Genomic DNA, 26,208 nt, shown 5'->3' on the forward strand with positions numbered 1-26,208 from the left:
TTAATTCACAAATTACCAGGCCTGGTTGTTTTAAAGCGTTAAGTTTTAAGAGAGAAAGTTGATGTCGGAAACACAAAACAACGCACCAGAAGTCGATGAAAATAAAATTATTGCTGAGCGTCGAGCCAAACTAAATGCTCTTAGAGAAGAAGGGCATTCTTATCCAAATACATTTCGCCGTACTAATGATGCTGCTGAGTTACACGCTAAATTTGACGAAATGAGCAAAGAAGAGTTGGCTGAAGCTGAACCAGTAAGAGTTAAGATTGCTGGTCGTATGATGTTGCGTCGTATTATGGGTAAAGCGAGTTTTGCCACTTTACAAGATCCAACAGGGCGTATTCAAGTTTATGTCACACGAGATGAATTGCCAGAAGGTTTTTACAACACCCAGTTTAAAAAATGGGATTTAGGCGATATCGTTGGTGCTGAAGGTTATCTGTTTAAAACGAATACGGGTGAACTTTCTATTCATGTTGAACACATTGAATTAGTGACTAAATCAATTCGTCCTCTGCCTGATAAGTTCCACGGTTTACAAGATCAAGAGATGCGTTATCGTCAGCGTTATGTTGATTTAATTGTAAACCAAGAGAGCCGTGACACCTTTATGTTACGTTCTAAAATTGTTCAGCATGTGCGTAACTTCTTAATCCGTAAAGAATTTATGGAAGTTGAAACGCCAATGATGCATGTTATTCCTGGTGGGGCTACAGCTAAGCCGTTTAACACGCATCATAACGCTTTAGATATGCCTTTATATTTGCGTATTGCTCCAGAGCTTTACCTAAAACGTTTGGTTGTGGGTGGTTTTGAGCGAGTGTTTGAAATTAACCGTTCTTTCCGTAATGAAGGTTTATCAACTCGTCATAACCCAGAATTTACCATGGTTGAGTTTTATGCCGCTTATACGGATTATCACCAACTTATGGATTACACTGAAGAGTTATTAAAAGAGCTTGCTGAATTAGCGGTTGGATCTACTAAAGTACCTTATCAAGGTCAAGAATTTGATTTTGGTAAACCATTTGCACGTTTAAGTATGAAAGACGCTATTCTTCAATACAATGACGGTGTGACTGCAGAACAGCTAGATACCATCGAAGCGGCAACCGCTTTAGCAGAATCACTTAAAATTCATGTTAAAGAAGGTTATGGTTTAGGTAAGATTATTACTGAAATCTTTGAAGAAACCGTTGAAGAGAAGTTAATGGATCCAACTTTCATTACTGAATACCCAGCTGAAGTTTCACCTTTAGCTCGTCGTAATGATGAAAATCCATTTATCACAGACCGTTTTGAATTGTTTATTGGTGGTCGTGAATTAGCTAATGGCTTTAATGAGTTAAATGATGCAGAAGATCAAGCTGAGCGTTTTAAAGCTCAAGTAGAAGCTAAAGATGCCGGTGATGATGAAGCGATGCATTATGATGAAGATTATATTACCGCTTTAGAGCATGGTATGCCGCCAACAGCGGGTGAGGGTATTGGTATTGACCGTTTAGTTATGTTGTTTACCGATTCGGCTTCTATTCGTGATGTTCTATTGTTCCCTCATATGCGTCAACACTAATTAAATTTTAAACTCCACTTTAAGTTTATTTTAGTTAAATAAAAACCCCATATACCAAGTAGGTATATGGGGTTTTTTATATCCAGTAGATTATTAAAGTCTAAGCAGAACTTTATTTATTACTCATCTTCAGTAATGGAATAAGGTAACGGTTCAATAATCGCTTCTTTGCCAGATTCAGTCATTAGATCGCCTTCTGCCGATTCAAGTGATTTTAAGGTGGCAATGGCAAGACAAAGTGTGCCATTTAAAACATCTGGATTAGAACTCACTACCGTCAATTTATAAGACTTATCCGCATTATCTTTTAAGGTTAAGGTATCGCCTGCGTTTAAGGTCAGATCCTCATCTAAATGAAGACGTAACATGCGCTTGGTGACTTTACCGCGGTAATGAATACGAGCAATAATTTCTTGCCCAGGAAAACAACCTTTCTTGAAGTTGATTGCATCAAACTTATCTAGGTTAAAGAATTGAGCAATAAATTGAGCACTGGTTGCTACTGTGACTTCTGGTACACCTGCGGCAATATTGAGTAGTCTCCAGTCATAGTTATTGGTTACATCACTATTGTCACGAATTCTTTTCCAAGCTTGGATCATTTGTTCTGCAGGACCAAATAGAGCGTATCTGTGATAAGGGCCTGGTACTTTAATCACTAATACATCTTCAATACCTTCAAGCTCGGCTAAACCTGATTCAAAAACTTCTTTTACTTTGGTGCTTAAACGGCGTTGAATATCTAAATCTGCAAATTCGCCAGCAAAACCGATTTGAATCAATTCATCTGAGACTTCGGTTAATTGAACATCAGAACGCAAAACAAACATGGTTAAACGTTTTAAAATAGCTTCTCTTAAAGAACCATCAAAATTAAGATAATAATCACCTTGATATTTAAAAACTAAAAAGTTAGCTAATACTTGACCTTGAGGGTCACAGTAGGCAGAAAACTGAGCTTTATTGTCACTGACTTCAGCAAGATCACTGGTTAATTGAGCCTGTAAGAAAGTAAAGGCTTCACTACCAGCAACCTTAATTAAAGCTTGCTCAGTGAGGCTAGTGACAATAGGACCATTTTTGACTAAATAACGTTCTAGTTCTGGCTGACCAAAACTGCAAATTTTGCCAGTGTCGTCAAATTGAGCATTCTGGCTGGTTAAAAAATCTGACCAAATTGGGCTTAAAGTGCTTTGTGCTGCCATTTTTTATCCTTAAATTTATTTTTAAGCAGATGATACCTTACTCAATTAAAATAACAAAATATCTTGGCGTATTTCTTGCGTGTAAAATTAACGTTAACTGATTAGTGGCTAAAATCCTAATATGATGCATGCCAAATTAGTCGTTTATTGCCAGTTTGTATGAGTTTTAACATAAATAAAACCTTGGCAATGAGGTGTAATTTGGGGTGAAGAACTGACTTTTAAGTAAAAGGCAGTAGCGTGTTTTATGATGTGTGATGGATGTTAAACACTATGAGAATATTTTTTTCTGGTATTAACCAGCTGATTTTGCAAAACGGAGGCCGTTTGTGTCGAGTACTAAGCAAGAATTTTTAACTTTTATCATTGGTAAAGAGGAATTTGCCGTTGAAATTCTTCGCGTTCAAGAAATTCGTGGTTGGGAGAGACCTAACCCACTGCCGAATGTACCTAGCTATATTAAAGGGGTGGTCGATCTTCGTGGGACGGTGGTACCCATTATTGATTTGCGTGAGAAGTTTCATCTTAACGCGAATTATGATGGAACAACAGTGGTGATTGTTGTTCATATCCTGACTTCTCAAGGTGAAAGAATTGTTGGTTTAGTGGTTGATGCAGTATCAGATGTTCATCAATTTGATGTTAGTAACTTGCAAGCACCACCAGATATTTCTGATTCAATTGATAGCCAATATATTTTGGGTTTAACAACGATTAAAGATAGTCAAGGTCAGAGTAGTGCGGCTCGAATGGGAACAGCAAATGAAATAGCTGTATCTGAAAAGGGGCGCATGGTGATTGTGGTAGATGTAGACAAGTTAGCTTCTGAAAATATCATTAAAGATGTTGTAATGAAGGCGGACAGTATGCCAACAGGAAATGGCTGATTGTTTTGTTAATATTGACACATCGTATAACGAAAAAAGCCGATTCAAATTAGAATCGGCTTTTTTATGTAAGTTACTTTGATTAATTTACTCTGAATAAGTGACGCAATTACGATCGTTTTCCCAAACAGTGAGGCTGTGCATTTTAACCTCTGGGCTTTGAATGCGATTTTCTATCTCTTTATAGATGTAAACGGCTATATTTTCTGCAGTAGGGTTTACCGTTTTGAAGTGAGGGTGATCATTTAAAAACGTGTGATCTAACTCTTTAACCACTTCTTTAGCATGGCGTTTAATTTCTTTAAAATCAATGACCATACCAATTTCATTCAACTGAGTGCCTGACACTTGTACTTCAATTTTCCAGTTATGGCCATGCAGTTTTGCACAGTCGCCTGGATAACCTCTTAGGCTATGAGCAGAGGCGAAATCAAGTAGAGTTTTTAATACAAACGTTTGTGCCATAGTAAATCACTTTTTCTATTTGGTTGAATTCTGAATTTGGCGTTATTTAAATAATGTTATCTAAATAATGTTTACGCTAAGAGATGCTTAAGTATATTGTATCTCAAGTAGCTATTTATTTTTCGCTAGCTCAGAAGGGGGACAGATTATAACCAAAACTATTTACTAATAAAAGCTAACTTTTTGAAAAGCTAAGATTTTTGTTTTAAATATAAAGTTGTCCAAAGTCTAACCGTAAAGAGTAAATATAAAATTTAACCTTAATGTTTTCTCTGGGCAATATAGTCTATTAATTGAGTTAAAAAAGGACTGTTAAAGTTTAGTTCTTTTACGATGTTTTTGGCTTCAGAGATGAGTGAATCTCGGTATGCTTTAGCCTGTTCAAGCCCCAGTAGTTTTGGGTAAGTTGATTTATCAAGTTGTAAATCACTGCCTTGCGGTTTGCCAAGAGTTTCAGTGTTACCCTCGATATCTAAAATATCATCCTGAACTTGAAAAGCCAAACCAATTAATTCTCCCAATTTTTGCAGGCCTGGTTTGATTTGTTGGTATTGCTCTGATTGCACCGCACCAAGCAATAAAGCACATTGAATCAGTGCTCCGGTTTTTAAACCATGCAGATTTTTAAGTTGCTCGGTTGAGATTGACTTACCTTCCGATTCTATATCTAACACTTGGCCACCAATCATTCCAAGCGGGCCGCTGGCTTTACTTAATAAAGAGATCATTTCTAAGGCATGTTTGGCTTGTAACAGTGAGTCTTCACTTAATATTTGAAATGCTAAGGTTTGCTGCGCATCGCCCACTAAAATGGCAGTAGCTTCATCATATTTAATATGGCAAGTTGGTTGTCCACGACGTAAATCATCATTATCCATTGCGGGTAAATCGTCATGAACTAATGAGTAACTATGTATCAGTTCAATGGCACAGGCGGCACTATCGATTTGATTCAATGGAATACCAAGGGCGTCAGCAACAGCATAACTTAAAGCAGGGCGTAAACGTTTACCTTGATTTAGCGTTGCGTATTGAATGGCTTCAAATAAGCTTTGGTTAGAGTTAATTTGAGGTTTACAAAAATAAGACAGGTTTTTTATTAGAGCTTGATTTACTCGGTCTTGAAAAAAAGTAAGTTGAGTTTGCAAAAGTTTTCTCCATAAAAAAAGCCGTCTATTGACGGCCTCTTTTTAGAGTGTGATTGAAGTCTTTAAAGAAAACAATCACACTTTGAGTGCGATAAATATTGTAGCTATTTTAACGGTTAATTGAGTTTAAATAAACTCATTAAGGCCGTTGCTAACATTTATCTCAACGAATTATAGTTCGTCAGAATGCTCACTTAGGTACTCAGCAACACCGTCTGGAGTATCTTTCATTCCAGCATCACCTTTGTTCCAACCAGCAGGACAAACTTCACCAACTTCTTCATGGAACTGAAGTGCTTCAACCATACGAACCATTTCATCAACGTTACGACCTAGAGGAAGATCGTTAACTACTTGGTGACGAACAACACCGTCAGTGTCAATTAAGAATGCACCACGAAGTGCTACGTTACCTGGGTGAACAATGCCGTATGCTTCCATAATAGAACCACCTAAGTCAGCAACTAGAGGGAACTTAACTGGACCAAGACCACCTTGGTTTACTGGAGTATTACGCCAAGCGTTATGAGTGAACTGAGAATCAACAGAAATACCAACTACTTCAGTACCTAGTTCTTTAAATCTTTCAACACGGTGATCAAATGCTAAGATTTCAGAAGGACAAACAAAAGTAAAATCTAGCGGATAGAAAAACACAACTGCGTATTTACCAGCAATGTGGCTTTTTAGGTTAAAGTCATCAACAATAGAACCGTCTGCTAAGACTGCTGCTGAAGTAAAATCTGGAGCCTGTTTTGTTACAAGAACTGACATAGTTTTCATCCTTATTTAAGTAAATGATTCTGATTAAATTAACTGAAATAGTATAGTCAATTACGGTGGCTTATTCTAGTGAATAACCAACAATTTTGTTTTTTACCAGGCCTGTAAAAAGGTTTGATTCAAGTTTGTCTTCAAACAAAGAGAATTCATTGCATTAAAGCTTTGAGATTAGCTGGCCGATAAAGTTATTGATAAGATAAAAAATGACTCATTCTTTTTTTAGGAATTTGTGTAATGATTTATTTTTAAGTTGTAATACTTTGTTACGTTTCAATTTTTGATTAGGTATATTTTATGTTTATTGTTTACAGCCCTGAAGGGCAGAGCTTTATTGGTGCATTGCAAAACTTACCTGCACTAAAAGTTGATCCTGCTAAACGTATAAATAGAATTGAAGAGACAGAGCTTGAAGGCTTAAAAGTTGATATTAAAAATCGTCAAGATAGTAGTAAAAAAGAAAATAGTGCTTTAAATGCCTATAAGGTAAATCAACAAAGCTCACAGCGAAAAATTATCGTTAAAGTTGCTGAAATAATGAGTTCCCCAGTGATTACGGTAGAAAGTAATAGCTCGTTAGAAGAAGCTTGGCTTTTAATGCAAAAACACAAGATTAAACATTTGCCAGTTTTAAATAATGGTGAATTGGTTGCTATGTGTTCACAAGCTAATTTATTAACAAGAATGATTGTGAGTTCGTCTGGTGAGTTGGAAGGCGTTAAACCTGAAAAGGTAAGTGATGTCATGAAGCCAGAGGTAATTACTACTTCTCATGAAACAGATATTAGGCATATTGCTTTAGCGTTAACTGAGTATCAAATTGATGTATTGGTAATTATGAATGAATATCAAAAGATCTTAGGTATTGTTACTGAGAGTGATTTAATCAGTCGTTTAGCCCAAGAACCTCCCATCGAACTTTATACTTAATTTAACTTGTGTAATTTTAAATTTGGATTTTCAAATTGCATTTTTTTCAAATTTACCAGGCCTTTATACCCCCCTTGCGGGGTGTGGTAAATTTGAATTTTATTGTGAGGTATTGATGAAGCTAATATTGATTAATTCGTTTTGGGTTTTAAGATAGTTGGTTTGGGTATTTTATGAATATGCGGGTAGTCTAAGTTATAGTGCAAACCACGGCTTTCTTTACGGCGTTGAGCACTGATTACCATCAGCTCGGCAACCAGCACTAAGTTTCTTAGTTCTAGTAAGTCACGCGTTAAAGTATGTTGATGGTAATATTCATCGACTTCTTTTTGTAAGTTTTTAATACGTTGACGAGCACGTTTTAAGCGTTTATTAGTTCTAACGATGCCGACATAATCCCACATAACTCGGCGAAGTTCATCCCAATCATGGCTTACTAAAACTTTTTCTTTTGGTTCAGTTGTACCGCTGCTATCCCACGGTCTTACCGGTTCGCGGGTAAACTCGTGAGTTGCAAACTCCTTACTAATGCTTTTTTGTGCCATCTTGGCAAAAACCAAACCTTCCGCTAAAGAATTACTGGCTAAACGGTTGGCTCCATGCAGTCCTGTGTAGGCGGTTTCACCTATGGCATATAAACCGTTTAAATTGGTTTTACCTTCTAAGTCAGTTACAACTCCGCCACAAGTATAGTGAGCCGCTGGCACAACCGGTATTTGTTCTTTAGTGATATCTATCCCCACTTTTTTACAACGTTCGTAAATAGTTGGGAAATGGTTTTGAATGAATTCAGCGGGTTGATGTGTGATGTCTAAATACACACAATCAATACCATGAATTTTCATCTCTTGGTCAATAGCTCGAGCCACAATATCTCTAGGAGCTAAATCGGCTCTTTCATCGTATTTATGCATAAACGCTTCACCATTTGGCAAACGAAGAATTCCTCCTTCACCACGAACCGCTTCACTAATTAAAAAAGAGCGGTCTTTAGGATGAAACAGACATGTTGGATGAAATTGATTAAATTCCATATTACCAACATTACAGCCAGCACGCCAAGCCATAGCAATTCCGTCACCCGTTGAGGTATCAGGATTGCTGGTATATAAGTAGGCTTTGCTGGCACCTCCAGTGGCTAAAACGGTAAACAGAGATGAGATGGTGTAAATACTGTTATCTTCTTGGTTGAGTACATAAGCCCCAATGCAACGATTACGTTTTTGATTTTTGATTAAATCAATAGTCATGTGATCTGGTAGTAATCTAATATTTTTATGACTTTTAACCTTATCAATTAAGGTCTTTAATACCGATTGTCCAGTATGGTCCGCAGCGTGAATCACTCGTCTGTGGCTGTGACCGCCTTCTTGGGTAAGATGAAATGGAAACTCATTTTTTGACTTATCTTGATCATTGTTTTCAATGTGATCAATACTAAAAGGTACGCCAAGCTCAATCAGTTCTTGAATAGATTCGGCGGCATGAGATGCCACAATCGCTACCGCTTTAGGGTCACTTAATCCCGCACCTGCATTTTGAGTGTCTTCTATATGAGCTTGTATGCTATCAAATGGGCCTAAAACGCCAGCAATACCACCTTGTGCATAATTGGTACTGCCTTCTGATAGTGAGCCTTTGGCTAGAATCGTAATGCGGTGTTCTTCAGCCAGTTTTAAAGCAATGGAGAGTCCTGCAATACCGCTTCCAATAACAAGGATGTCAGTATCATGATTTGAGCTATTTTCTGAAAACAAATTTATTCCTTAAGTAAGTAATATGCAGGAGTTAAGAGCTAAGCCAAAAGTCTAGATTTTTAAATGTAGGGTTACGTTTTTTATTAGTCATTTTTTATCTACTAAACATAACATTTATTTTTACTTCACTTATTATACTGGGCTGTAGAGTGATCTAAAAAAGATATTTTACTCAAACATTATAAAATACCGTTGTTAATGCTCATACAATGAACTTTACTTTAAAAATGAAAATCTCTGCATTCATCTTTTGTAAGGCTCTTTTATGATTAGGATTTCACATAATATTGAAACTTGAGGTAATATTCCTTAAATTAAGTATAAAGTGTTCAAGTAAAGCGGGTGCTAGATTTGTACAATATTTGCCAATAGAAGAGATCATTTAAAAAAGGACTAGAATAAACTAATGGAAAATCAAACTGGCCGAATATTGCGAGAGCAAGGCGTTGTGGTTGCCATTGAGGGGCAAGAGGTTTTAGTAGAAACCCAAAGAACAACTGGATGTTCGGGGTGTGCTTCTGCATCTGGCTGCGGTACTTCGGCCTTATCTAAGTTGTTTTCTGGTACCAGTAAAAAACCGATTAGAGTAAAGAAAAGCCTTTCCTGCCAAGTTGGAGACTCTGTTGAGTTAGTATTGGATGAGTCACGATTGCTCCAACATTCATTTATGGCTTATGGTTTACCATTAATTGGACTATTTGTTTTTTCAATTACCTTTTCAAGCCTAGCTGTGCATGTTTTGCAGCTACCTGGTCAAGCAGATTTAGCGGCAATTTTAGGCGGTGCGTTTGGATTATATTGTGGTTGGTGGATAACCCGTAAAATCTATAAGCCTGTTATGCCGGAGTTAAGTAAAGTCTTAGAGCCTTCGCAAGCTGTTATTTGATTTTAATAAAGTAGGGTTTGCTTGATTGATTTAGATTCATTATAGGTTTTCTTAGCGGCCTGATATGTATAGCAATGAGTTTTAACAACAATAGGTCTTAAATAATAGGTTTTAATAATTTAAGTGATGCAGCTTTTAAAAGATGCTTATAGGGAGTCATTTAACTATGAAAAAAACATCCATATTTTTTAGTGTCATTATCAGTGCCTGGATGGTGTTTCAGCCAGTTACCAGTTTTGCCGCTAGTCCTAATAAATACGGCTTGCCTGATTTTAGTCAGTTAGTCGCCGATACGAATCAAAGTGTTGTTAATATCAGCACAACCAAAAAAATTGATCGTCAAGCTATGGCAGAACAATTTAAGGGGATGCCAGAAGAGATGTTACGTCATTTCTTTGGTTTGCCGCAGTTTAGAAACGATCCAAATGGAAACCCGAACCCGAACTCAGACCCTAAAAAAGCTCCAAAGCAAGAAACTCATTCATTAGGTTCAGGTTTTATTATTAGTGAAGATGGCTATATTTTAACTAATAACCATGTCATAGATGGTGCCGACGAAATTATCGTTAGAATGCGTAATCGCCAAGAGTTAAAAGCTAAAGTGATTGGTACAGACCCTCGTACAGATGTGGCTCTAATTAAAATTGATGCACATAATTTACCTTTTGCCAAAATTGGTAAATCAAGTGACCTAAAAGTAGGGCAGTGGGTATTGGCTATAGGTGAACCATTTGGTTTAGATTTTACAGCTACACACGGAATTATTAGTGCTTTAGGACGTGCTTTACCAGAAGATACTTATGTTCCTTTTATTCAGTCTGATGTTCCGATTAATCCAGGTAACTCAGGTGGGCCGCTGTTTAATTTAAATGGTGAGGTCGTTGGTATTAATTCACAAATTTACAGCAAAACAGGCGGTTCCATGGGGCTGTCATTTTCAATTCCAATTGATATTGCTATGAATGTGGTGAATCAGTTAAAGACCAACGGTAAAGTTGCACGTGGTTATTTAGGTGTGCAAATTCAAGAAGTCACTAATGATTTAGCCCAGTCTTTTGGCTTGTCTAAACCTGAAGGTGCCTTGGTAGGGCAAACTTATCCAGATACGGCTGCCGCTAAAGCGGGTATTCAACCAGGTGATATTATTCTTGAATTTGATGGTAAACCAATTAAAAAATCTGCGGATTTACCGCCGATAGTTGGTATGACATCGCTAAAAAAATCAGTAAAAGTGAAAGTGTTACGCCAAGGTAAAACAATCTATTTTACAGTGCATTTAAACTCACTTGATCAAGCTGAAGAGTACACACAAAACTCAAAAGCTCAACCTGATAAAAATAACCGTTTAGGTGCTCTTGTTAAAGAGTTGGATAGTGAATCACTTAAAGCTCTCAATTTACCGTTTGGAGTTATGGTTACTGATGTTCTAGGTGGAGCGGCAGAAAAAGCAGGTTTGCGCAGTGGTGATATTATTGTCACTATTGATTTTAAACCAGTTAAAAGTATAAAAGGTTTGAAAAAATTAATGAAAACCTTGCCAAAAAATCGTTCTTTACCGGTACGAGTTGTTCGTAATAAACGTTCATTGTTCTTACCGTTAGTACTAGATAAGTAACTTTTTAAAGGGTTATAAAATACAAATAAATAAAACGGCAGGGTATTTAGCTTTAAATTTAGATTAAGCAAATGAATCAAGGTGATTTATCAATGCGAAATTGCTTTAATTAGCGTAAAATATCCGCCATTCATTGGTAACCAGAACAGCGTTGTTTACATCTTTTAAAAAATTAGGTAGATAATTGTTGTTTAAGAAGGGGCTGTGGCCCCTTTTTTTTATATTTTTTATTTCATTTGCTTAAAGATTTGAAGCAGGTGAAACGTTTATCATTAAGTTGGAGCTTAAATGTCAGACAGTTTAAAACATATTCGAAATTTTTCGATTATTGCGCACATTGACCACGGTAAATCGACCATTGCAGATCGTTTTATTCACTTATGTGGTGGCTTAACTGATCGTGAGATGCAAGCTCAAGTTCTAGATTCGATGGATATCGAAAAAGAACGCGGCATTACTATTAAGGCACAAAGTGTCACCTTAAACTACAAGGCTGATAATGGTGAGACCTATCAATTAAACTTTATCGATACTCCAGGCCACGTTGACTTCTCTTATGAAGTTTCTCGTTCTTTAGCGGCATGTGAAGGTGCTTTGCTAGTGGTTGATGCTTCTCAGGGTGTAGAGGCTCAAACTGTAGCTAACTGTTACACCGCTATTGAGCAAGGTTTAGAAGTTTTGGTTGTTCTTAATAAAATTGATTTGCCAGCTGCCGACCCTGATCGTGTTATTGAAGAGATTGAAGAAATTATTGGTGTTGAAGCTGTCGATGCCGTTCATGCTAGTGCAAAATCGGGTATTGGTATTCGTGAAACATTAGAAGATATTGTTTTAAAGATTCCGCCGCCAGAAGGTGATACCGATGCTCCTCTAAAAGCTTTAATTATCGATTCTTGGTTTGATAACTATTTAGGTGTTGTCTCTTTAGTAAGAGTGATAGATGGCAAAATTGGTAAAAAAACCAAGATGAAAGTGATGTCAACTAAAGAGGAATATTTGGTTGATGATGTTGGTATCTTTACGCCAAAAAGAACCTCAAAGCCCTTTTTATCTGCGGGTGAAGTAGGTTACGTTATCTCGGGTATTAAAGATATCGACGGAGCACCTGTTGGTGATACATTATGTGATGCTGCACGTGAAGATGTAGAAGCTCTTCCTGGTTTTAAACCAGCACAGCCACGCGTTTTTGCAGGCTTGTTCCCTGTGACTTCTGAGCAATATGAAGACCTACGAGAAGCACTACGTAAACTACGTTTAAATGATGCGGCTTTGCACTTTGAACCAGAAACCTCAGAAGCATTAGGTTTTGGTTTCCGTTGTGGTTTCTTAGGCATGTTGCATATGGAAATCATTCAAGAGCGTCTTGAACGTGAATATGACATTGATCTGATTACAACTGCACCAACGGTTATTTATGAAGTCTTAACCAAAGCAGGTAATGTTATTACTATTGATAACCCTTCAGAATTACCTGATGCAGGGCTTATTCAAGAAATTCGTGAACCGATTATTCAGGCGAATATCTTGGTGCCAAATGAGTATGTTGGTGCGGTAATGAAACTGTGCATTGAAAAACGTGGTGTGCAAAAAGACATGCAATATTCAGGTGGTCAAGTATCAATTAATTATGAGCTACCGCTTAATGAAGTGGTGCTAGATTTCTTTGACCGCTTAAAATCATGCAGCCGTGGTTACGCCTCGATGGATTATGAATTTAAGCGTTTCCAAGCCGATGACTTGACTCGTATTGATTTCATGATTAATAGCGAAAAGGTCGATGCTTTGGCCTTAATTGCACACAGAAGTTTTGCGGTACAAAGAGGTAAAGTCATCATTGAAAAATTACGTGAAGTCATTCCGCGTCAAATGTTTGATGTTGCCATTCAAGCGGCGATTGGCGGTAAAATTATTGGCCGTTCAAATGTTAAAGCCCTACGTAAAAACGTAACCGCTAAGTGTTATGGTGGTGATGTTTCACGTAAAAAGAAACTTCTGCAAAAGCAGAAAGAGGGTAAAAAACGCATGAAATCAATAGGTAGTGTAGAATTGCCACAGGAAGCCTTCTTGGCCATTTTAGACACAGGAGAGTCTTAATTATGAGTTTTGAGTTAATCTTAGTGATTGTAACGGCAATCACGGGTGTAATTGCCTACGTAGATCGTGTAGTTTGGCGTCCTAAGAGACTGTCTGCAATGATGCCTGAAAAAGAGCCAATATTGGTTGAATATGCGCGCTCTTTATTTCCTGTTTTTTTAGTGGTATTGGTTTTACGTTCTTTTATTATTGAACCGTTTAGAATTCCTTCAGGTTCAATGTATCCAACATTACAAATAGGTGATTTTATTGCCGTTAATAAGTTTGCTTACGGAATTAAATTACCGGTATTACAAACTAAAATCATTCCTATCTCAGAACCTCAGCGTGGCGATGTTGTGGTCTTTAAATACCCAAATGATCCAGATGTTGATTACATCAAACGTGTTATTGGTTTACCAGGCGATAAAATTACCTACATTGATAGAACACTTTTTATTAACGGTAAAGTTGTGCCGCAAAAATACATTGGTAAATACCATGGCACAGAATCAAGTGCCATTATGAATGGTGCCTCAGTGGTTCAAGAAACGTTTGATGATGGTAATATTCACCAAATCCTTTTAGATATGGATAAGTCTTCTGCTGATATGAAGACGGTTACCGTACCTGAAGGTCATTATTTTATGATGGGTGACAACCGTGATCACAGTAACGACAGTCGTTTTTGGGGCTTTGTTCCTGAGAAAAACCTAAAAGGTAAAGCTTTTGGTATCTGGATGAACTGGGATGATGGTTTACACCTAAACAGACTTGGAACAGGGATTCACTAACATGGCTAAGTCAAACGCTAAACTCTCTGTTGAACGCATGGCAAAATTACAGCAACTATCTAAAAAATTGGGTTACCAATATAACGATATTGCTTTATTACAGCATGCTCTTACCCACCGCAGTATGGGGGCAACCAACAATGAACGTTTGGAATTTTTAGGCGATAGCTTAGTAAACTTTATGATTGCTGATGTTTTATTTCATCAGTTTAATCGTTTGCCAGAAGGTGATATGAGTCGTGTGCGTGCTCATTTAGTTAAAGGTGATACTTTAGCCGTTATTGGTAAAGAGTATGATTTAAGTGACTACCTCGTACTTGGGCCAGGTGAATTAAAAAGCGGTGGCTTTAGAAGAAACTCCATTATTGCCGATTCGGTTGAAGCGATTATTGCCTCTGTCTATGAAGATGGTGGTTTAGACGTTTGTAGAGAATTAGTCATGCGTTTTTATAAAAAACGCCTTGAAGAGTTAGACCCTAAAAAAGTGGGTAAAGATCCTAAAACACGTCTGCAAGAATATCTGCAATCACATAACGAAGATTTACCAGAATACAGCATTATCAGCGTAAACGGTGCGGCACATGCCCAAGAGTTTACGGTCTCTTGTTATGTAGGTAAATTAAATTCAAAATTTGAAGCAAACGCCTCAAACCGCAGAAAAGCTGAACAAAAAGCCGCAGAGATTGCATTAGAAGCACTGGGCGAACTATAGTTATCTTCAGCTGTTTTTGCTGGCTATTTCAGAAACAATTAAGCTTTTACCAGGCCTGGTAAAAGCTTTTATTTACCGCACTTTATAAATTATAATAAATCATCTAATAGTATGATTATATTGAGAAAAAAATGTCAGATAACGAATTATCTTTAGAAAAAATCCTAGCAGGTTCTGCTGAACAAGATGCAGAAGCGGTTACAGATTACCAAGCTGGCTTTGCCGCGGTAATTGGTCGTCCAAATGTGGGTAAATCCACAATTATGAACGAGATGCTAGGTCAAAAACTCAGTATTACTTCTCATAAACCACAAACCACTCGCCACCGTATTCACGGTATTTACACCACGCCAGAACACCAAATTATTTATGTGGATACTCCAGGTATGCATTTGGGCGGTGAAAAGTCGATTAACGAATACATGAACCGCACAGCCAATAGTGCATTTGCAGATGTGGACGTCATTTTATTTGTGGTAGAAGCAGGGCGTTGGACCAAAGAAGATGCCGCAGTCGCTAAAAAGCTAGAAGGTATTGATACGCCAGTTGTGGTTTTGATGAATAAAATCGATAACTACAAAAACAAAGAAGACCTGTTTCCGTTTATGCAAAAAGTTGGCGAAAACGTCAAGATGGATACCTTAATCCCCATTTCTGCTTACAAGAAAAACGGCTTGGATTTGATTAAAAAAGAAGTGCTTAAATATCTTCCGCATCAAGAAAAAATCTTTCCAGAAGAATATGTTACCGATCGTTCGCAACGTTTTTTAGCTGCAGAAATTATTCGTGAAAAGCTAATGCGTACTTTGGGTGAAGAAGTGCCTTATGGTTCAACGGTTGAAATTGAACAGTTTAAATACGATAAAGAAGAAGACCGTTGGTTTATTAATGCCTTAATTTTGGTTGAAAGAAAAGGCCAAAAACAGATTGTTATTGGTAAAAAGGGAGCTCTCATTAAAGAGATGGGAATACAGGCTCGTAAAGATTTGATAGCACTGCTAGATGGTCGTGTGCATCTAGAGCTTTGGGTTAAAGTCAAAGAAAACTGGTCTGATGATGCTCGTGCCTTAGCCAGTTTGGGGTATGACGATAATTATTCAAGTTAATATTGTCTTAGATTAGGTTTTCTGAGTTATGGAGATAGAACAGTCTGCTTTTGTTCTGCATTCTCGACCTTACAGAGAAACCAGTGCCTTAGTAACTTTTTTTACCCCTGAATACGGCAAAATGAATGGCGTAGTGCGTGGGGTAAGAGGTGGTCGCAAAACCTCATCTCAAAAAACGGCACTGTTACAACCGTTTCAAAAACTCACTATTCAGTGGAGAGAAAAACCCAATAATCGTTCTGATTTAGTTAGTATTCAACAGATAGAAATGGCTCCACTTCGTTTTCCCTTAATGGCTGAAGCTAATATTTGCGGGTTATATATCAATGAATTGTTATACCGCTTACTGTTTCCGCAGGTTGCCACTGAAACACTTTTTGAAATCTATCAGCAAACTTTGTATGAATTACTTGCAGCTAAACAACGTTCTGACCAGGCCTGGTCATTAAGGCAATTTGAATACCAACTGCTTACAGAAATGGGACATGGTATTCAATGCGATACAGATATGAATCAACAAGCTATTTTGCCAGATCAGGATTACTATTTTTACCCACAACATGGTGCGGTATTAGCCACTTTAGACAGTCAAAAACAAGGTGTGCCCATAAAAGGACAATGTTTGTTAGCACTTCAAGATATGCTTTATTGCGAAGCTTGTTTGCCAGATTTAAAACGCTTATTTAGAAGCGTATTAAGCATTTATTTAGGCAATAAGCCGATAATGACTCGCGAACTTTTTAAGTAAACTCTTTTTTTCTGTCTAATACAGTTTTTTTCAATGATATTTCACCGTTAAACGGTGATAATAAGTCACTTAATTTTATTGAGACCTCACTCATTTAAAGGTCTTAACATGTTTATTCACGCTATTTTCAAGGAAAAGTAATGAATCCAATTTACCTAGGTTTAAATATTGATCACGTTGCCACTTTACGCCAAGCTCGAGGGACTCGCTATCCAGACCCTATCAAAGCAGCGTTAGATGCCGAAATGGCAGGTGCAGACAGTATTACATTGCACCTACGTGAAGATAGACGCCATATTCAAGATGAGGATGTGGTTAAAATCTCAGCGATGCGTCAAACCAAAGTAAACCTTGAAATGGCGGCCACTGAAGAGATGGTGCAAATTGCCATTAAGCAACAACCTGAAGATGTGTGCTTAGTACCAGAAAAACGTGAAGAGCTGACCACTGAAGGTGGTTTAGATGTGGCAGGACAAAAAGCTTGGTTAACCGATGTTTGTGCTCGTTTAGCTCAAGCGGGTTGCCGTGTATCTTTGTTTATTGATCCAGATGAAACACAAATTGAAGCTGCTAAAGAAGTGGGGGCACCAGTAATTGAACTGCATACTGGAACTTACGCTGAATTAGAAAATCCAGCAGAAATTGCTGCAGAAATCGCCCGTATTCAACACGCGGCAGAATACGCAAATCGTTTAGGTTTAGTGGTTAATGCTGGGCATGGTTTGCATTATCACAATGTTCAACCAATAGCGGCAATGAAAGAGATTGAAGAGCTTAATATTGGGCACGCTATTATTGCTCAAGCCATCTACTCAGGTTTGCCAGAGGCTGTGAGAGAGATGAAACGTTTAATGATTGAAGCTCGTCAGCAAGCGTATTTAAATGATTCTAGTTCAACTGATGCATAGGCTGTTGCGATGATAGTTGGCGTGGGTACAGATATTGTTGATGTAGAACGTATTGAAAAAGTCTATAAAAAGCAGGGTGATTCCTTTGCTCAACGATTGCTTTCAGAAGCTGAGTTACATGAGTTTACCAATCAACTTTATCCAGAACGATTTTTAGCCAAACGTTGGGCGCTAAAAGAAGCGGTATCTAAAGCCTTGGGTACCGGTATTTCTCAAGGTGTTCGCTTTAAAGATATGACGGTTGCTCACAAAGAGAGTGGTCAGCCGGTTTTAGTCTTAGCGGGCTCAACCTTAGAAAAATCCAATGAGTTGGGTATTACTGACTGGGCGATAAGCATTAGTGACGAAAAGCATCACACTGTTGCTTTTGTGGTCGCAGAACAGCGAACTTAGTAATATAAATTTAATTACGAATAAACCATTCAACAGATATTAGGAGTTTTTTAGCATGAATAAATCGCTTGTTACTAACTTAACAGCAGTAATTCTTATCGTTTTAGGTTACGTTTTAGAGAATACGTTTCTTTTAATGATGGGAATTTTTGCTTTGTCTGGAGCTTTAACCAACTGGTTAGCGATCTATATGTTATTTGAAAAAGTACCAGGCCTGGTAGGTTCTGGTGTGATTCCTAACCGTTTTGAAGAGTTTAAAACAGCCATTAAATCTTTAATGATGGAACAGTTTTTTACTCAAGAAAATATAGATAAGTTTGTTTCTAACAGTGCTCAAAATTCAAAATTCGAGTTAAAACCTATTATAGAAAAAGTCGATTTAACCCCTTCTTATGAACGTCTGGTTGAAGTGATTATGAACTCATCATTTGGTTCAATGTTAGGGATGTTTGGTGGGGCAGATGCATTAACACCGTTAAAAGAACCGTTTTTAACCAATATGCAGAGTTCATTAATCGAAATGACGCAAACCGATGAATTTCACCAAATGCTTCAAGAAGAGCTAGATCAACCCGATGTTATGGCAGATATTCAAGCCAAAGTTGCCGAAATCATTGATGCTCGTTTAGAAGAGCTAACGCCTCAGTTGGTTAAAGAGATGGTGCAAAAAATGATTAAAGAGCATCTTGGATGGTTAGTTGTTTGGGGTGGTGTATTTGGTGCTTTAATTGGCCTAATCACTACTGCACTTATGATGATGCCGTTATAACACTTCAAAACCGATTCGTATCTCAAAGCTAAATTACCAGGCCTGGTAGTTTAGCTTTTTGTATTTATATTCACACCATCATATATTTTAATTTTTAAAAAAGACTCTGCTTATGGTCATGACAGCATTTCCAATTTGGGCGTTACTCTTAAGTGGTTTAGCCATGGTTTTTCCGCAACTATTTGTGGATTTGAAATCATGGATTGTCCCTTTACTAATGCTGGTTATGCTCGGTATGGGGTTAACGCTTAAGTGGCAAGACTTTCAGCAGGTTTGGCAGCATCGGTTTGTGGTGGCTTTAGGTGTTGCCATCCAATTTTTGGTTATGCCATTTGCCGCTTGGCTGCTCTCTATGTTATTTGGGCTCTCTTTAGAGCTCACCATTGGCATGATGTTAGTAGGTGCAACCGCAGGAGGTACCGCTTCTAATGTCATTGCGTATTTGGCAAAAGGTGATGTTGCTTTATCAGTTAGCATGACACTAATTTCTACTTTAGCCGCTGTTTTTTTATTGCCGTTATTAACATGGTTGTATATTGGCCAAAAAGTGGATGTGCCAGTGATGTCTATGTTGATGATGTTACTAAAGTTGATTGTGTTGCCGATTTTAATGGGCATGGCAATTAATCATTTTTGGCATGCTAAACTACAAAAAGTGTTGCCTTTGTTTCCGCTGTTTTCTATGGCTGTGATTTTATTAATTATTGCTATAGTGGTAGCGTTAAATGCTAATAATATTGAAACCGTTGCCTGGACGGTGATTGCGGCGGTGATATTGCACAATTTAATTGGTATGACCTCTGGATACTATTTAGCCAGAAAGTTTGGTTACGATTCTGTAATTGCCAGAACGGTTGCAATAGAAGTGGGTATGCAAAACTCAGGCTTAAGTGTGGCTTTAGCCCTTAAATATTTTACCGCCGCTAGTGCTTTGCCAGGGGCGGTGTTTAGTATTTGGCATAATATTTCAGGATCGGTTTTTGCCAGTTATTGGCAAAAGAAAGATAAGTCACCTAAGTAATCATTTAATGAGTCAACTAGTCAACTAGCGACAGCAGCCTTATTTTTGAGATAACTAAATCTTACTTATAAAAGAGAATTACCAGGCCTGGTAAAATTTTAAAAATTTAAACCTCATTGGCTTAAAGGCTTTACAGAATTATGTATTTTTTTGACCGAGCTTTCCGTTCATTTTTTCTTGGTGGAGCGATCTTTGCCACCATTTCCATGCTTGTTTGGTGGCTTAATTATCCTGTACTAAATGCAAGCTTAAAGCTAACCAGTTTTTCAGGTATTTCTCCTATTTATTGGCATGGTCATGAGATGGTTTTTGGTTACGCCTTGGCAACGGTAACGGGTTTTTTACTTACCGCAGTAATGAACTGGACGGGTTTAAACTCAGCTTCTGGTAAGTGGTTGGCGGGTTTATTTGTTTTATGGTTATTAGCACGTTTTGGTTATTTGGTTGATCTACCTATCCAATACATTGCCATTGCTGATATCGGCTTTACCATAGGTCTATTTTTACACTTCTTTATACCCGTGTATAAAACCAAACAGTGGAAACAAGCTGGTTTAGCCGTTAAATTCTTTTTGCTAATTTTCGCTAATACTCTCTATTATTCAGGTGCGTTAGGCTTACTGCAAAAAGGCGAGTACTGGGGCATGATAGCTGGGCTGTTTTTGGTCTTGGCCATTAATTTAACTATGATGCGTCGCTTGATTCCGTTTTTTACCGAGAAAGCTTTAGGATTGCCAGAAAAAGTGAATGAAAAATGGCTTGATGCATCAGCAGTAGGCGGCTTTTTAGGGTTAATGATTGTCGTAATGTTTGCACCCAACCATTGGCTAATCACTGTTATAGCATTTCCGCTTGGGTTTATTCATAGCTGGCGTTGGTTAAAATGGTATCACCCTAAAATCTGGAAAATCACACTACTTTGGCCGTTACATGTCTCTTATGCCTTTATGATTTTAGGGATGTTTTTGTATGGGTTTGTTGGCTTGAAAATGGTCAGTGAGTCTTTAGCCATTCACGCTTTAGCCGCTGGTGGTATCGGTTTATTGTGCTCATCAATGATGGCGAGAATCTCTTTAGGACATACCAATAGAAATGTATTTGAACCTCCTAAAATAGTCGTTGCAGTATTTGCTTTGTTAACGATTACCGCTATTGTTAGAGTTATTTTACCGTTGGTAGATGCCAGTCACTATGTTTTATGGATGCATCTCAGCCAATGGGGTTGGGCGATAAGTTTTGCCATTTTAACCATTGTCTATTGGTCAATTTTAACTAAGCCGAGTCCTATAAAAGATAGCGGAATCAGGCTGTGATATTTAATGTTATAGATTATGGGTTCATTATTTGAATTCATTATTTAAATTCATAATCTATTACTCATCATTAAGTCTTAATATTAAAAACTTGTTTTCTAATCATTAAACCTAACATATTGCCAAATAACGCAAACACTAACCATACCCATCCGTGTAAACTGCCAGAGGCAATACCGCTAAAAAAAGCCCCAATATTACAGCCAGAAGCCATAACCGCACCAAACCCCATAATGGTACCGCCAATCATACTCGCGGCTAAGGCTTTTGCACTAATCTTTACCTTTATTCTTGGGTGAATTAGTGAGGCAATAAAAGCCCCTAAAATGACGCCTATCGTTGTTAAACTCACGGTGTTTTCAAACAGTCCTTGATTCATTCGGGTACTGTTTTCCATGGTGTAATCCCAAAATGTCCAATCAATAGAAAGACCAAATAAATCAATTAAGCTCGTTCCCCAATACGGAAAAACTGAACTAATAGACCAAGGTGTACCTGATATAAACAGCAGCGAAGCATTTAAAAATGCCAAGCTGATGGCTGCGGCTAAAAACGGGTGTGTCTTTAAAAAATGCTGTTTAGCGATTAAAGGTTGATAATCTTGATGATGGCGTTGCTCTAAACGTTTTAATAACAGATACAAAAATGCCAATAAAAGCAGTTGAATCAATAAACCTAACGCCCAACCAAACTGACGTTGAAAAGCAAAGGGTTCAAAAACAGGTAATTGATTCCAGTCAGCAAAAGTCATGGCTGCCAAGCTGCCGCCAATAATCATAAACAGTAGGGTAGAGAACGACATAGCCTGTAACTGGCCCACTCGGTTAAGTGTACCTGAGGTGCATCCACAGCCAATTTGCATGCCTATTCCAAAAATAAATGCCCCTAATGGTATGGCTAAACTCAATGGGCGAATAAACCCAGTAAAGGTTTGCTCGTGCCAAGCTTGTAGGGCTAAAAGCGGGGCAAACAAGAGTATCGCTATAGCTAACAACCAAATAATTGATCGCATACCTGCGGTGCGTTTTTCTGTAATAGAAGAGCGAAAACTACTGCTAAAACCAAACTGAAAGTAATTTAAACTAGCACCCAAAAGAGCACCAATTAATATTAAATTAAAGGTGAATAGTTGGCTATTTTGCATAACGTTATTTAGAGCAAACACCCATAATGGTGACGTTAAAAGCAAAATGTAGAGAAAAAATTTTGTGCGATTCATAAACATATCCCAAGATTGATAAAGATATGTTAATAAGTTTTGTTTATTAAGTATAATTAATAAAACTAATGGCTATATTGGTTATAACCACTGTTTTAAAGATCGTTATGCCCATTGTTATTTGTAGGTTCAAAGTAGAAAAGTAATTTACCAGGCCTGGTAAATTACTATTTTAAAAGAGACGTTAATCTTTTTGATTAATTATTGATACGTGTTTTTGTGGTTTTGTTGTTTTCAACAGCATCACTAGGGTGATTAATAATGGATTCACCTTCTACCAGGCCTGATAAAATTTGCACACTTAAACCATTGCGTTGACCAACTTTTACCTCTTGTCTTATTGCGGTGTTATTTACATTTTTAAATACCGCCCAGCCATCTTTGTAGCGAAATAAAGCACTGGAAGGAATTTGTAATACATCGTCTTGTTGCCACAGAATAAATTGAGCTTCCACGCGGTAACCATCACCCAAACGTTGCCACTCTTGTGTTGCAGAGGTAAAGTCACATATCACCCATACACGTTGTTCTTCTACTCCTAAAGCTGAAACTTTGGTAAAACCAACTGGTTCAATCACTCTTACAACACCCTCTAAAGGTTGTAAACCTCCCCAGCGGTCAAATAATACTTTCATACCTGGTTTGATTTTAACGGCGTCGGCAGATAGTACATCAACTTCTACTTCTAATGCAGTTGGATCACCCACCTCCAATAATGCTTCGCCAGTGATAACAGGGCCTTCACATTTACGAGCGACTTTTAAAATTTTGCCATTAATAGGTGAATTAACAGGTACACGCTCTAGGTTATTATTGTGGGGTTGCGCAGCGGAATAGTTGAGAATCGTCTTGGCTGATTGCAGTTCAAATTGAGCCACCTCAACCGCAAAAGTAGCCGAGCGTTGTTGGCTTTGTGTTGTCAGTGCAGCAGTTTTTGTTTCATCAAAGGCTTCTTGAGAAATTAAGCCTTTGGCTAAAAGCGGTTTATATCGTTTGAGTTTATCACTAGCCAGTTTAGCATTGGCTTTTGCTAAAACCACTTGCTGTTTGGCCGCTTGCAGAGCAGAATTGGCAACCGACACTTGAGCTTGTGCTTGAGCTCGGCTTCTGGCATCCAATACTTGAGATTCTAATGGGCTGATATTAAGTAGATTTTGGCCTTGAGTTACGGTGTCACCCACTTTTAAATGCATACGACAAGTCATTCCATTAATGGGCGAGGTAATCACATAACGGTCAATGACTCGAGTTCGGCCATCTTCTTGAATGCTGACGGTAAGCGGAGCTTTTTTAACTTTAACAACCTCTACCATAATTGGTTTTGGCCAAAAACCCCAGATTAGCATTGCGATAATCAAAATGAGAGTAACCAGAATACCTGGGTGTTTAAGTAGGGTTGAATTTTTAAATGGGTTATTCATAGTTAAACTCTTAATTTTTGCTGTAGATCGTTTGGATATTGACCGTTTTGTTTTTTAATCTTTATCTTTATTTATTCTTTGGCTTTTAATACCGATACCATATCAAGCTGTCCAAGATTTCGCCATATCATAAAACCAGAAAGTAGCGATGAAGCTAAAACCACAAGTGCGGCTTTGGCATAGACATCGTTTTCTAGAATAAGTGGAATTCGATACAGATCACTATTAAATTGGAAGGCCAAATATCCACACAATAGATAACCAATCACAAAACCAAGTGGAATCGCCAAAAGGGTTAATAAAGCTTGCTCACCCAATAAAATATAGGCAATTTCTGAACGATGAAATCCTAATACTCTTAAACTAGCCAGTTCTCTACTGCGTTCAGATAACGCAATTCGCATACTGTTATAAACTACCCCAAAAGCGATGCTTGCCCCTAGTAAGGTTGAGATAAAACTAAAGAATAAAATGGTATCATCCATGGTTTCATAAAAACCTTCAATGGCTGATTTTTGCTGTACTACGCCCGCAATTCTAGGCATGTTTTTTAACTGGTTATACACCGATTTTTGGTACTTTTCATCCACTTGTAAATAAGCACCAGAAATGACATTTCCTTCTTTTAATAAGCGGTTTAGGGTGCGGCGTTGCATATAAACATTTAAACCCAAATATTGTTTTACTGTACCAATAATGGGGACATGAATAGTGGGGCGATTGCCTTCTAAAACTTCAATTGTCAGAATATCGCCCACTTTAATATGTAACTGTTGAGATAGGTAATCGGTAATAATCACGCCTTCTTGCGGTACGCTGATTTTATTGAGCTTGCTATCTAATAAATCCGTTAAAAAAGACTTAGGCTCAACGCCACTGATTGAGCTACGATATGAACGGTGTTCAAATTTGAGGTTAGCCGGCACATTTCTAAAGCCTTCTGCCAATTCAACGCCTTTAATGCTTTTTAAAGAGTACAGCGATTTGGTTGCGGTAGGTTCTGCATACAAAGCCATTAAATCTTCATGTTGGCTCATATTGTATTGCACATCAACCATTTCATTAATGGCACCTTCCTGGAAACCACTAACCATCATAATGCCGCATGCCATACTAATGCCGAGTGTGGTTAATAATGATTTAATCGGGCGGCGTTCAATGTGTCGCAAAATCATTCTAGACGGTTGAGAAAACTGATTTTGTAAGCCAAAACGTTCTATAAATGTGGGGTGATAGCTGGCCGGAGCCTGGGCTCGCATGCCTTGAGCAGGTGGTAACTTTATCGCTTTATAAACGGCATGCAACGTGCCCATTAAAGCCACTGCAAAACTCACTAACACGGCTGAAGCAATCACATGCGGTTGCACTATATAATTCATATAGGGCAGGCTGTACACATCCATATAGAGTTGGCTCATGCCTTTGCCCATCCAAATGCCCAAGGCTGTACCTATAATAATCCCCAAAGAGACAATCATTAATACCAATTTACTGTAATGAATGCCAACCGCAAGATTGCTGTAACCAAAGGCTTTAAGTACTGCGATTTGTTCTCGTTCAAGCGAAATTAAACGGCTAATAACCACATTCAGTAAAAAAGCAGCAACCCCAAAAAAGATAATGGGAAATAGGGTGGCCATGTTTTTGAGTTGTTTTAACTCTTCCGTTAAAAAGCGATTTGAAAGTTGATCTTTACGTGCGTAAGCACCTATACCGCCATACGGTTTGAGTATTTGGTCAAGGCGGTCAATAACATCTTGTGTATTGGCCCCTTTTAGCAAGGTTAAGGTGACGTTATTAAAGGCGCCTTGCATATCATAAGCACTGGCTAAAGGCGCTCGTGCCATCCACATTACCCCATAGCTTTTATAGTCTGGAAACATCGCACCAGGAGCAATTTGATAAATATATTCCGGAGAAAGCCCAGTACCTATAATGGTTAAACTTTTACTACGTCCATTAATATTGGCTCTGATTTTATCGCCAGCTTTTAATTTGTGAGCATCGGCAAACTCTTCACTGAGAATGATTTCATCATCATGACCAGGTTCAATAACCCGTCCATCACGTAGATAGATTTGATTAAGTAAGCCACGTGGATTATCGCTAGTACCAGTAATACTATTATCAGGCAGAGAGATTAAATGTCCGCTTACAGGGTCGTTATAACCCGCAATCTCTAAATTTACGTAACTCACCACACGGGTTTCTACCTTATCAACGCCTGGTATTTCTGCAATACGTTTAGCAACCGAGAGAGGGGCGCGTTTTAGTGATGAAAAAACATCTGCAAAATGGTGATCCTGATAATAGCTAGCACGGCTTTGATAGAGTGAATCATAGGTACTTAACGACATAATAAAAATGGCCACACCACTCACAATCACCATAGCAATAGCTAAGGCTTGCATACGCATCTTCCAAAGTTCTCGCCACAATTTAATATCAATTGCATTCATAAAGTTATGTTGCTCATTAATGTGTT

At 37.9% G+C, this 26,208-nt stretch carries 23 protein-coding genes; 15 read left to right on the forward strand and 8 right to left on the reverse strand.

The window, feature by feature from the left end:
- The first annotated feature begins 61 nt into the window (after positions 1–61).
- Positions 62–1,573 (forward strand): lysine--tRNA ligase, encoded by a 1,512-nt coding sequence (lysS, locus tag ACORJQ_RS06420; protein WP_321322973.1) that lies wholly within the window; start codon positions 62–64, stop codon positions 1,571–1,573.
- Positions 1,574–1,692: 119 nt separating this feature from the next.
- Here the strand turns inward: lysS and ACORJQ_RS06425 are convergent, their stop codons facing one another.
- Positions 1,693–2,778, reverse strand: coding sequence for a CAF17-like 4Fe-4S cluster assembly/insertion protein YgfZ (locus ACORJQ_RS06425; RefSeq protein ID WP_321322977.1), 1,086 nt, complete (start codon positions 2,776–2,778; stop codon positions 1,693–1,695).
- Between the two features lie 329 nt (positions 2,779–3,107).
- On the opposite strand from ACORJQ_RS06425, the gene ACORJQ_RS06430 reads away from it, so the two are divergent.
- Positions 3,108–3,665: a chemotaxis protein CheW gene (locus ACORJQ_RS06430; protein WP_321322979.1), complete on the forward strand. Its 558-nt coding sequence runs from the start codon at positions 3,108–3,110 to the stop codon at positions 3,663–3,665.
- An 87-nt stretch (positions 3,666–3,752) separates the two neighbouring features.
- Here the strand turns inward: ACORJQ_RS06430 and queD are convergent, their stop codons facing one another.
- The 3 genes from queD to ACORJQ_RS06445 all read right to left on the reverse strand — a co-directional run bounded on the left by queD (position 3,753) and on the right by ACORJQ_RS06445 (position 6,052).
- Positions 3,753–4,130: a 6-carboxytetrahydropterin synthase QueD gene (gene queD, locus ACORJQ_RS06435; RefSeq protein ID WP_321322981.1), complete on the reverse strand. Its 378-nt coding sequence runs from the start codon at positions 4,128–4,130 to the stop codon at positions 3,753–3,755.
- A gap of 260 nt (positions 4,131–4,390) precedes the next feature.
- Positions 4,391–5,278, reverse strand: coding sequence for a polyprenyl synthetase family protein (locus ACORJQ_RS06440; protein ID WP_321322983.1), 888 nt, complete (start codon positions 5,276–5,278; stop codon positions 4,391–4,393).
- Between the two features lie 171 nt (positions 5,279–5,449).
- Positions 5,450–6,052, reverse strand: coding sequence for a peroxiredoxin (locus ACORJQ_RS06445; RefSeq protein WP_321322984.1), 603 nt, complete (start codon positions 6,050–6,052; stop codon positions 5,450–5,452).
- A gap of 303 nt (positions 6,053–6,355) precedes the next feature.
- On the opposite strand from ACORJQ_RS06445, the gene ACORJQ_RS06450 reads away from it, so the two are divergent.
- Positions 6,356–6,988, forward strand: a complete 633-nt coding sequence (locus ACORJQ_RS06450) for a CBS domain-containing protein (protein ID WP_321322986.1) — start codon at positions 6,356–6,358, stop codon at positions 6,986–6,988.
- Between the two features lie 131 nt (positions 6,989–7,119).
- Here ACORJQ_RS06450 and nadB read toward each other — a convergent pair whose 3' ends face one another.
- Positions 7,120–8,745: an L-aspartate oxidase gene (gene nadB, locus ACORJQ_RS06455; protein ID WP_321322987.1), complete on the reverse strand. Its 1,626-nt coding sequence runs from the start codon at positions 8,743–8,745 to the stop codon at positions 7,120–7,122.
- 406 nt (positions 8,746–9,151) lie between these two features.
- Between nadB and ACORJQ_RS06460 the strand changes: the two genes are divergently transcribed.
- The 12 genes from ACORJQ_RS06460 (at position 9,152) to ACORJQ_RS06515 (ending at position 21,083) form a co-directional block, all read left to right on the forward strand.
- Positions 9,152–9,631: a SoxR reducing system RseC family protein gene (locus ACORJQ_RS06460; RefSeq protein ID WP_321322988.1), complete on the forward strand. Its 480-nt coding sequence runs from the start codon at positions 9,152–9,154 to the stop codon at positions 9,629–9,631.
- Between the two features lie 166 nt (positions 9,632–9,797).
- Positions 9,798–11,246, forward strand: coding sequence for a DegQ family serine endoprotease (locus tag ACORJQ_RS06465; protein ID WP_321322990.1), 1,449 nt, complete (start codon positions 9,798–9,800; stop codon positions 11,244–11,246).
- Between the two features lie 288 nt (positions 11,247–11,534).
- Entirely contained in the window at positions 11,535–13,340 is a 1,806-nt protein-coding gene (gene lepA, locus ACORJQ_RS06470; RefSeq protein WP_321322991.1) for a translation elongation factor 4, read from the forward strand.
- 2 nt (positions 13,341–13,342) lie between these two features.
- Positions 13,343–14,113, forward strand: a complete 771-nt coding sequence (gene lepB, locus ACORJQ_RS06475) for a signal peptidase I (protein WP_321322993.1) — start codon at positions 13,343–13,345, stop codon at positions 14,111–14,113.
- Between the two features lies 1 nt (position 14,114).
- Positions 14,115–14,825, forward strand: coding sequence for a ribonuclease III (gene rnc, locus ACORJQ_RS06480; RefSeq protein ID WP_321322994.1), 711 nt, complete (start codon positions 14,115–14,117; stop codon positions 14,823–14,825).
- Positions 14,826–14,956: 131 nt separating this feature from the next.
- The gene (gene era / locus ACORJQ_RS06485) at positions 14,957–15,931 is read left to right on the forward strand and encodes a GTPase Era (protein WP_321322996.1); all 975 of its coding nucleotides are present in this window, start codon (positions 14,957–14,959) and stop codon (positions 15,929–15,931) included.
- Positions 15,932–15,959: 28 nt separating this feature from the next.
- Entirely contained in the window at positions 15,960–16,679 is a 720-nt protein-coding gene (gene recO, locus ACORJQ_RS06490; RefSeq protein ID WP_321322998.1) for a DNA repair protein RecO, read from the forward strand.
- 140 nt (positions 16,680–16,819) lie between these two features.
- Positions 16,820–17,587 (forward strand): pyridoxine 5'-phosphate synthase, encoded by a 768-nt coding sequence (gene pdxJ / locus ACORJQ_RS06495; RefSeq protein ID WP_321322999.1) that lies wholly within the window; start codon positions 16,820–16,822, stop codon positions 17,585–17,587.
- A gap of 9 nt (positions 17,588–17,596) precedes the next feature.
- Positions 17,597–17,980: a holo-ACP synthase gene (acpS, locus tag ACORJQ_RS06500; RefSeq protein WP_321323001.1), complete on the forward strand. Its 384-nt coding sequence runs from the start codon at positions 17,597–17,599 to the stop codon at positions 17,978–17,980.
- 55 nt (positions 17,981–18,035) lie between these two features.
- Positions 18,036–18,749, forward strand: coding sequence for a DUF445 domain-containing protein (locus ACORJQ_RS06505; protein WP_321323004.1), 714 nt, complete (start codon positions 18,036–18,038; stop codon positions 18,747–18,749).
- Between the two features lie 112 nt (positions 18,750–18,861).
- Positions 18,862–19,770, forward strand: coding sequence for a bile acid:sodium symporter family protein (locus ACORJQ_RS06510; RefSeq protein WP_321323006.1), 909 nt, complete (start codon positions 18,862–18,864; stop codon positions 19,768–19,770).
- A gap of 140 nt (positions 19,771–19,910) precedes the next feature.
- Positions 19,911–21,083, forward strand: a complete 1,173-nt coding sequence (locus ACORJQ_RS06515) for an NnrS family protein (protein ID WP_321323007.1) — start codon at positions 19,911–19,913, stop codon at positions 21,081–21,083.
- A 70-nt stretch (positions 21,084–21,153) separates the two neighbouring features.
- On the opposite strand, the gene ACORJQ_RS06520 is transcribed toward ACORJQ_RS06515, so the two are convergent.
- From ACORJQ_RS06520 to ACORJQ_RS06530, 3 genes are all read right to left on the reverse strand, one after another.
- Positions 21,154–22,302 carry a YeeE/YedE family protein gene (locus tag ACORJQ_RS06520; RefSeq protein ID WP_321323009.1) on the reverse strand — a complete coding sequence of 383 codons (1,149 nt, stop codon included), beginning with the start codon at positions 22,300–22,302 and terminating at the stop codon, positions 21,154–21,156.
- A gap of 197 nt (positions 22,303–22,499) precedes the next feature.
- The gene (locus tag ACORJQ_RS06525) at positions 22,500–23,723 is read right to left on the reverse strand and encodes an efflux RND transporter periplasmic adaptor subunit (protein WP_321323011.1); all 1,224 of its coding nucleotides are present in this window, start codon (positions 23,721–23,723) and stop codon (positions 22,500–22,502) included.
- A gap of 71 nt (positions 23,724–23,794) precedes the next feature.
- Positions 23,795–26,182, reverse strand: coding sequence for an ABC transporter permease (locus tag ACORJQ_RS06530; RefSeq protein WP_321323013.1), 2,388 nt, complete (start codon positions 26,180–26,182; stop codon positions 23,795–23,797).
- Positions 26,183–26,208: the final 26 nt, after the last annotated feature.

Origin of the sequence: Thiomicrorhabdus sp., from assembly GCF_963662555.1 — a bacterium.
GTDB lineage: Bacteria > Pseudomonadota > Gammaproteobacteria > Thiomicrospirales > Thiomicrospiraceae > Thiomicrorhabdus.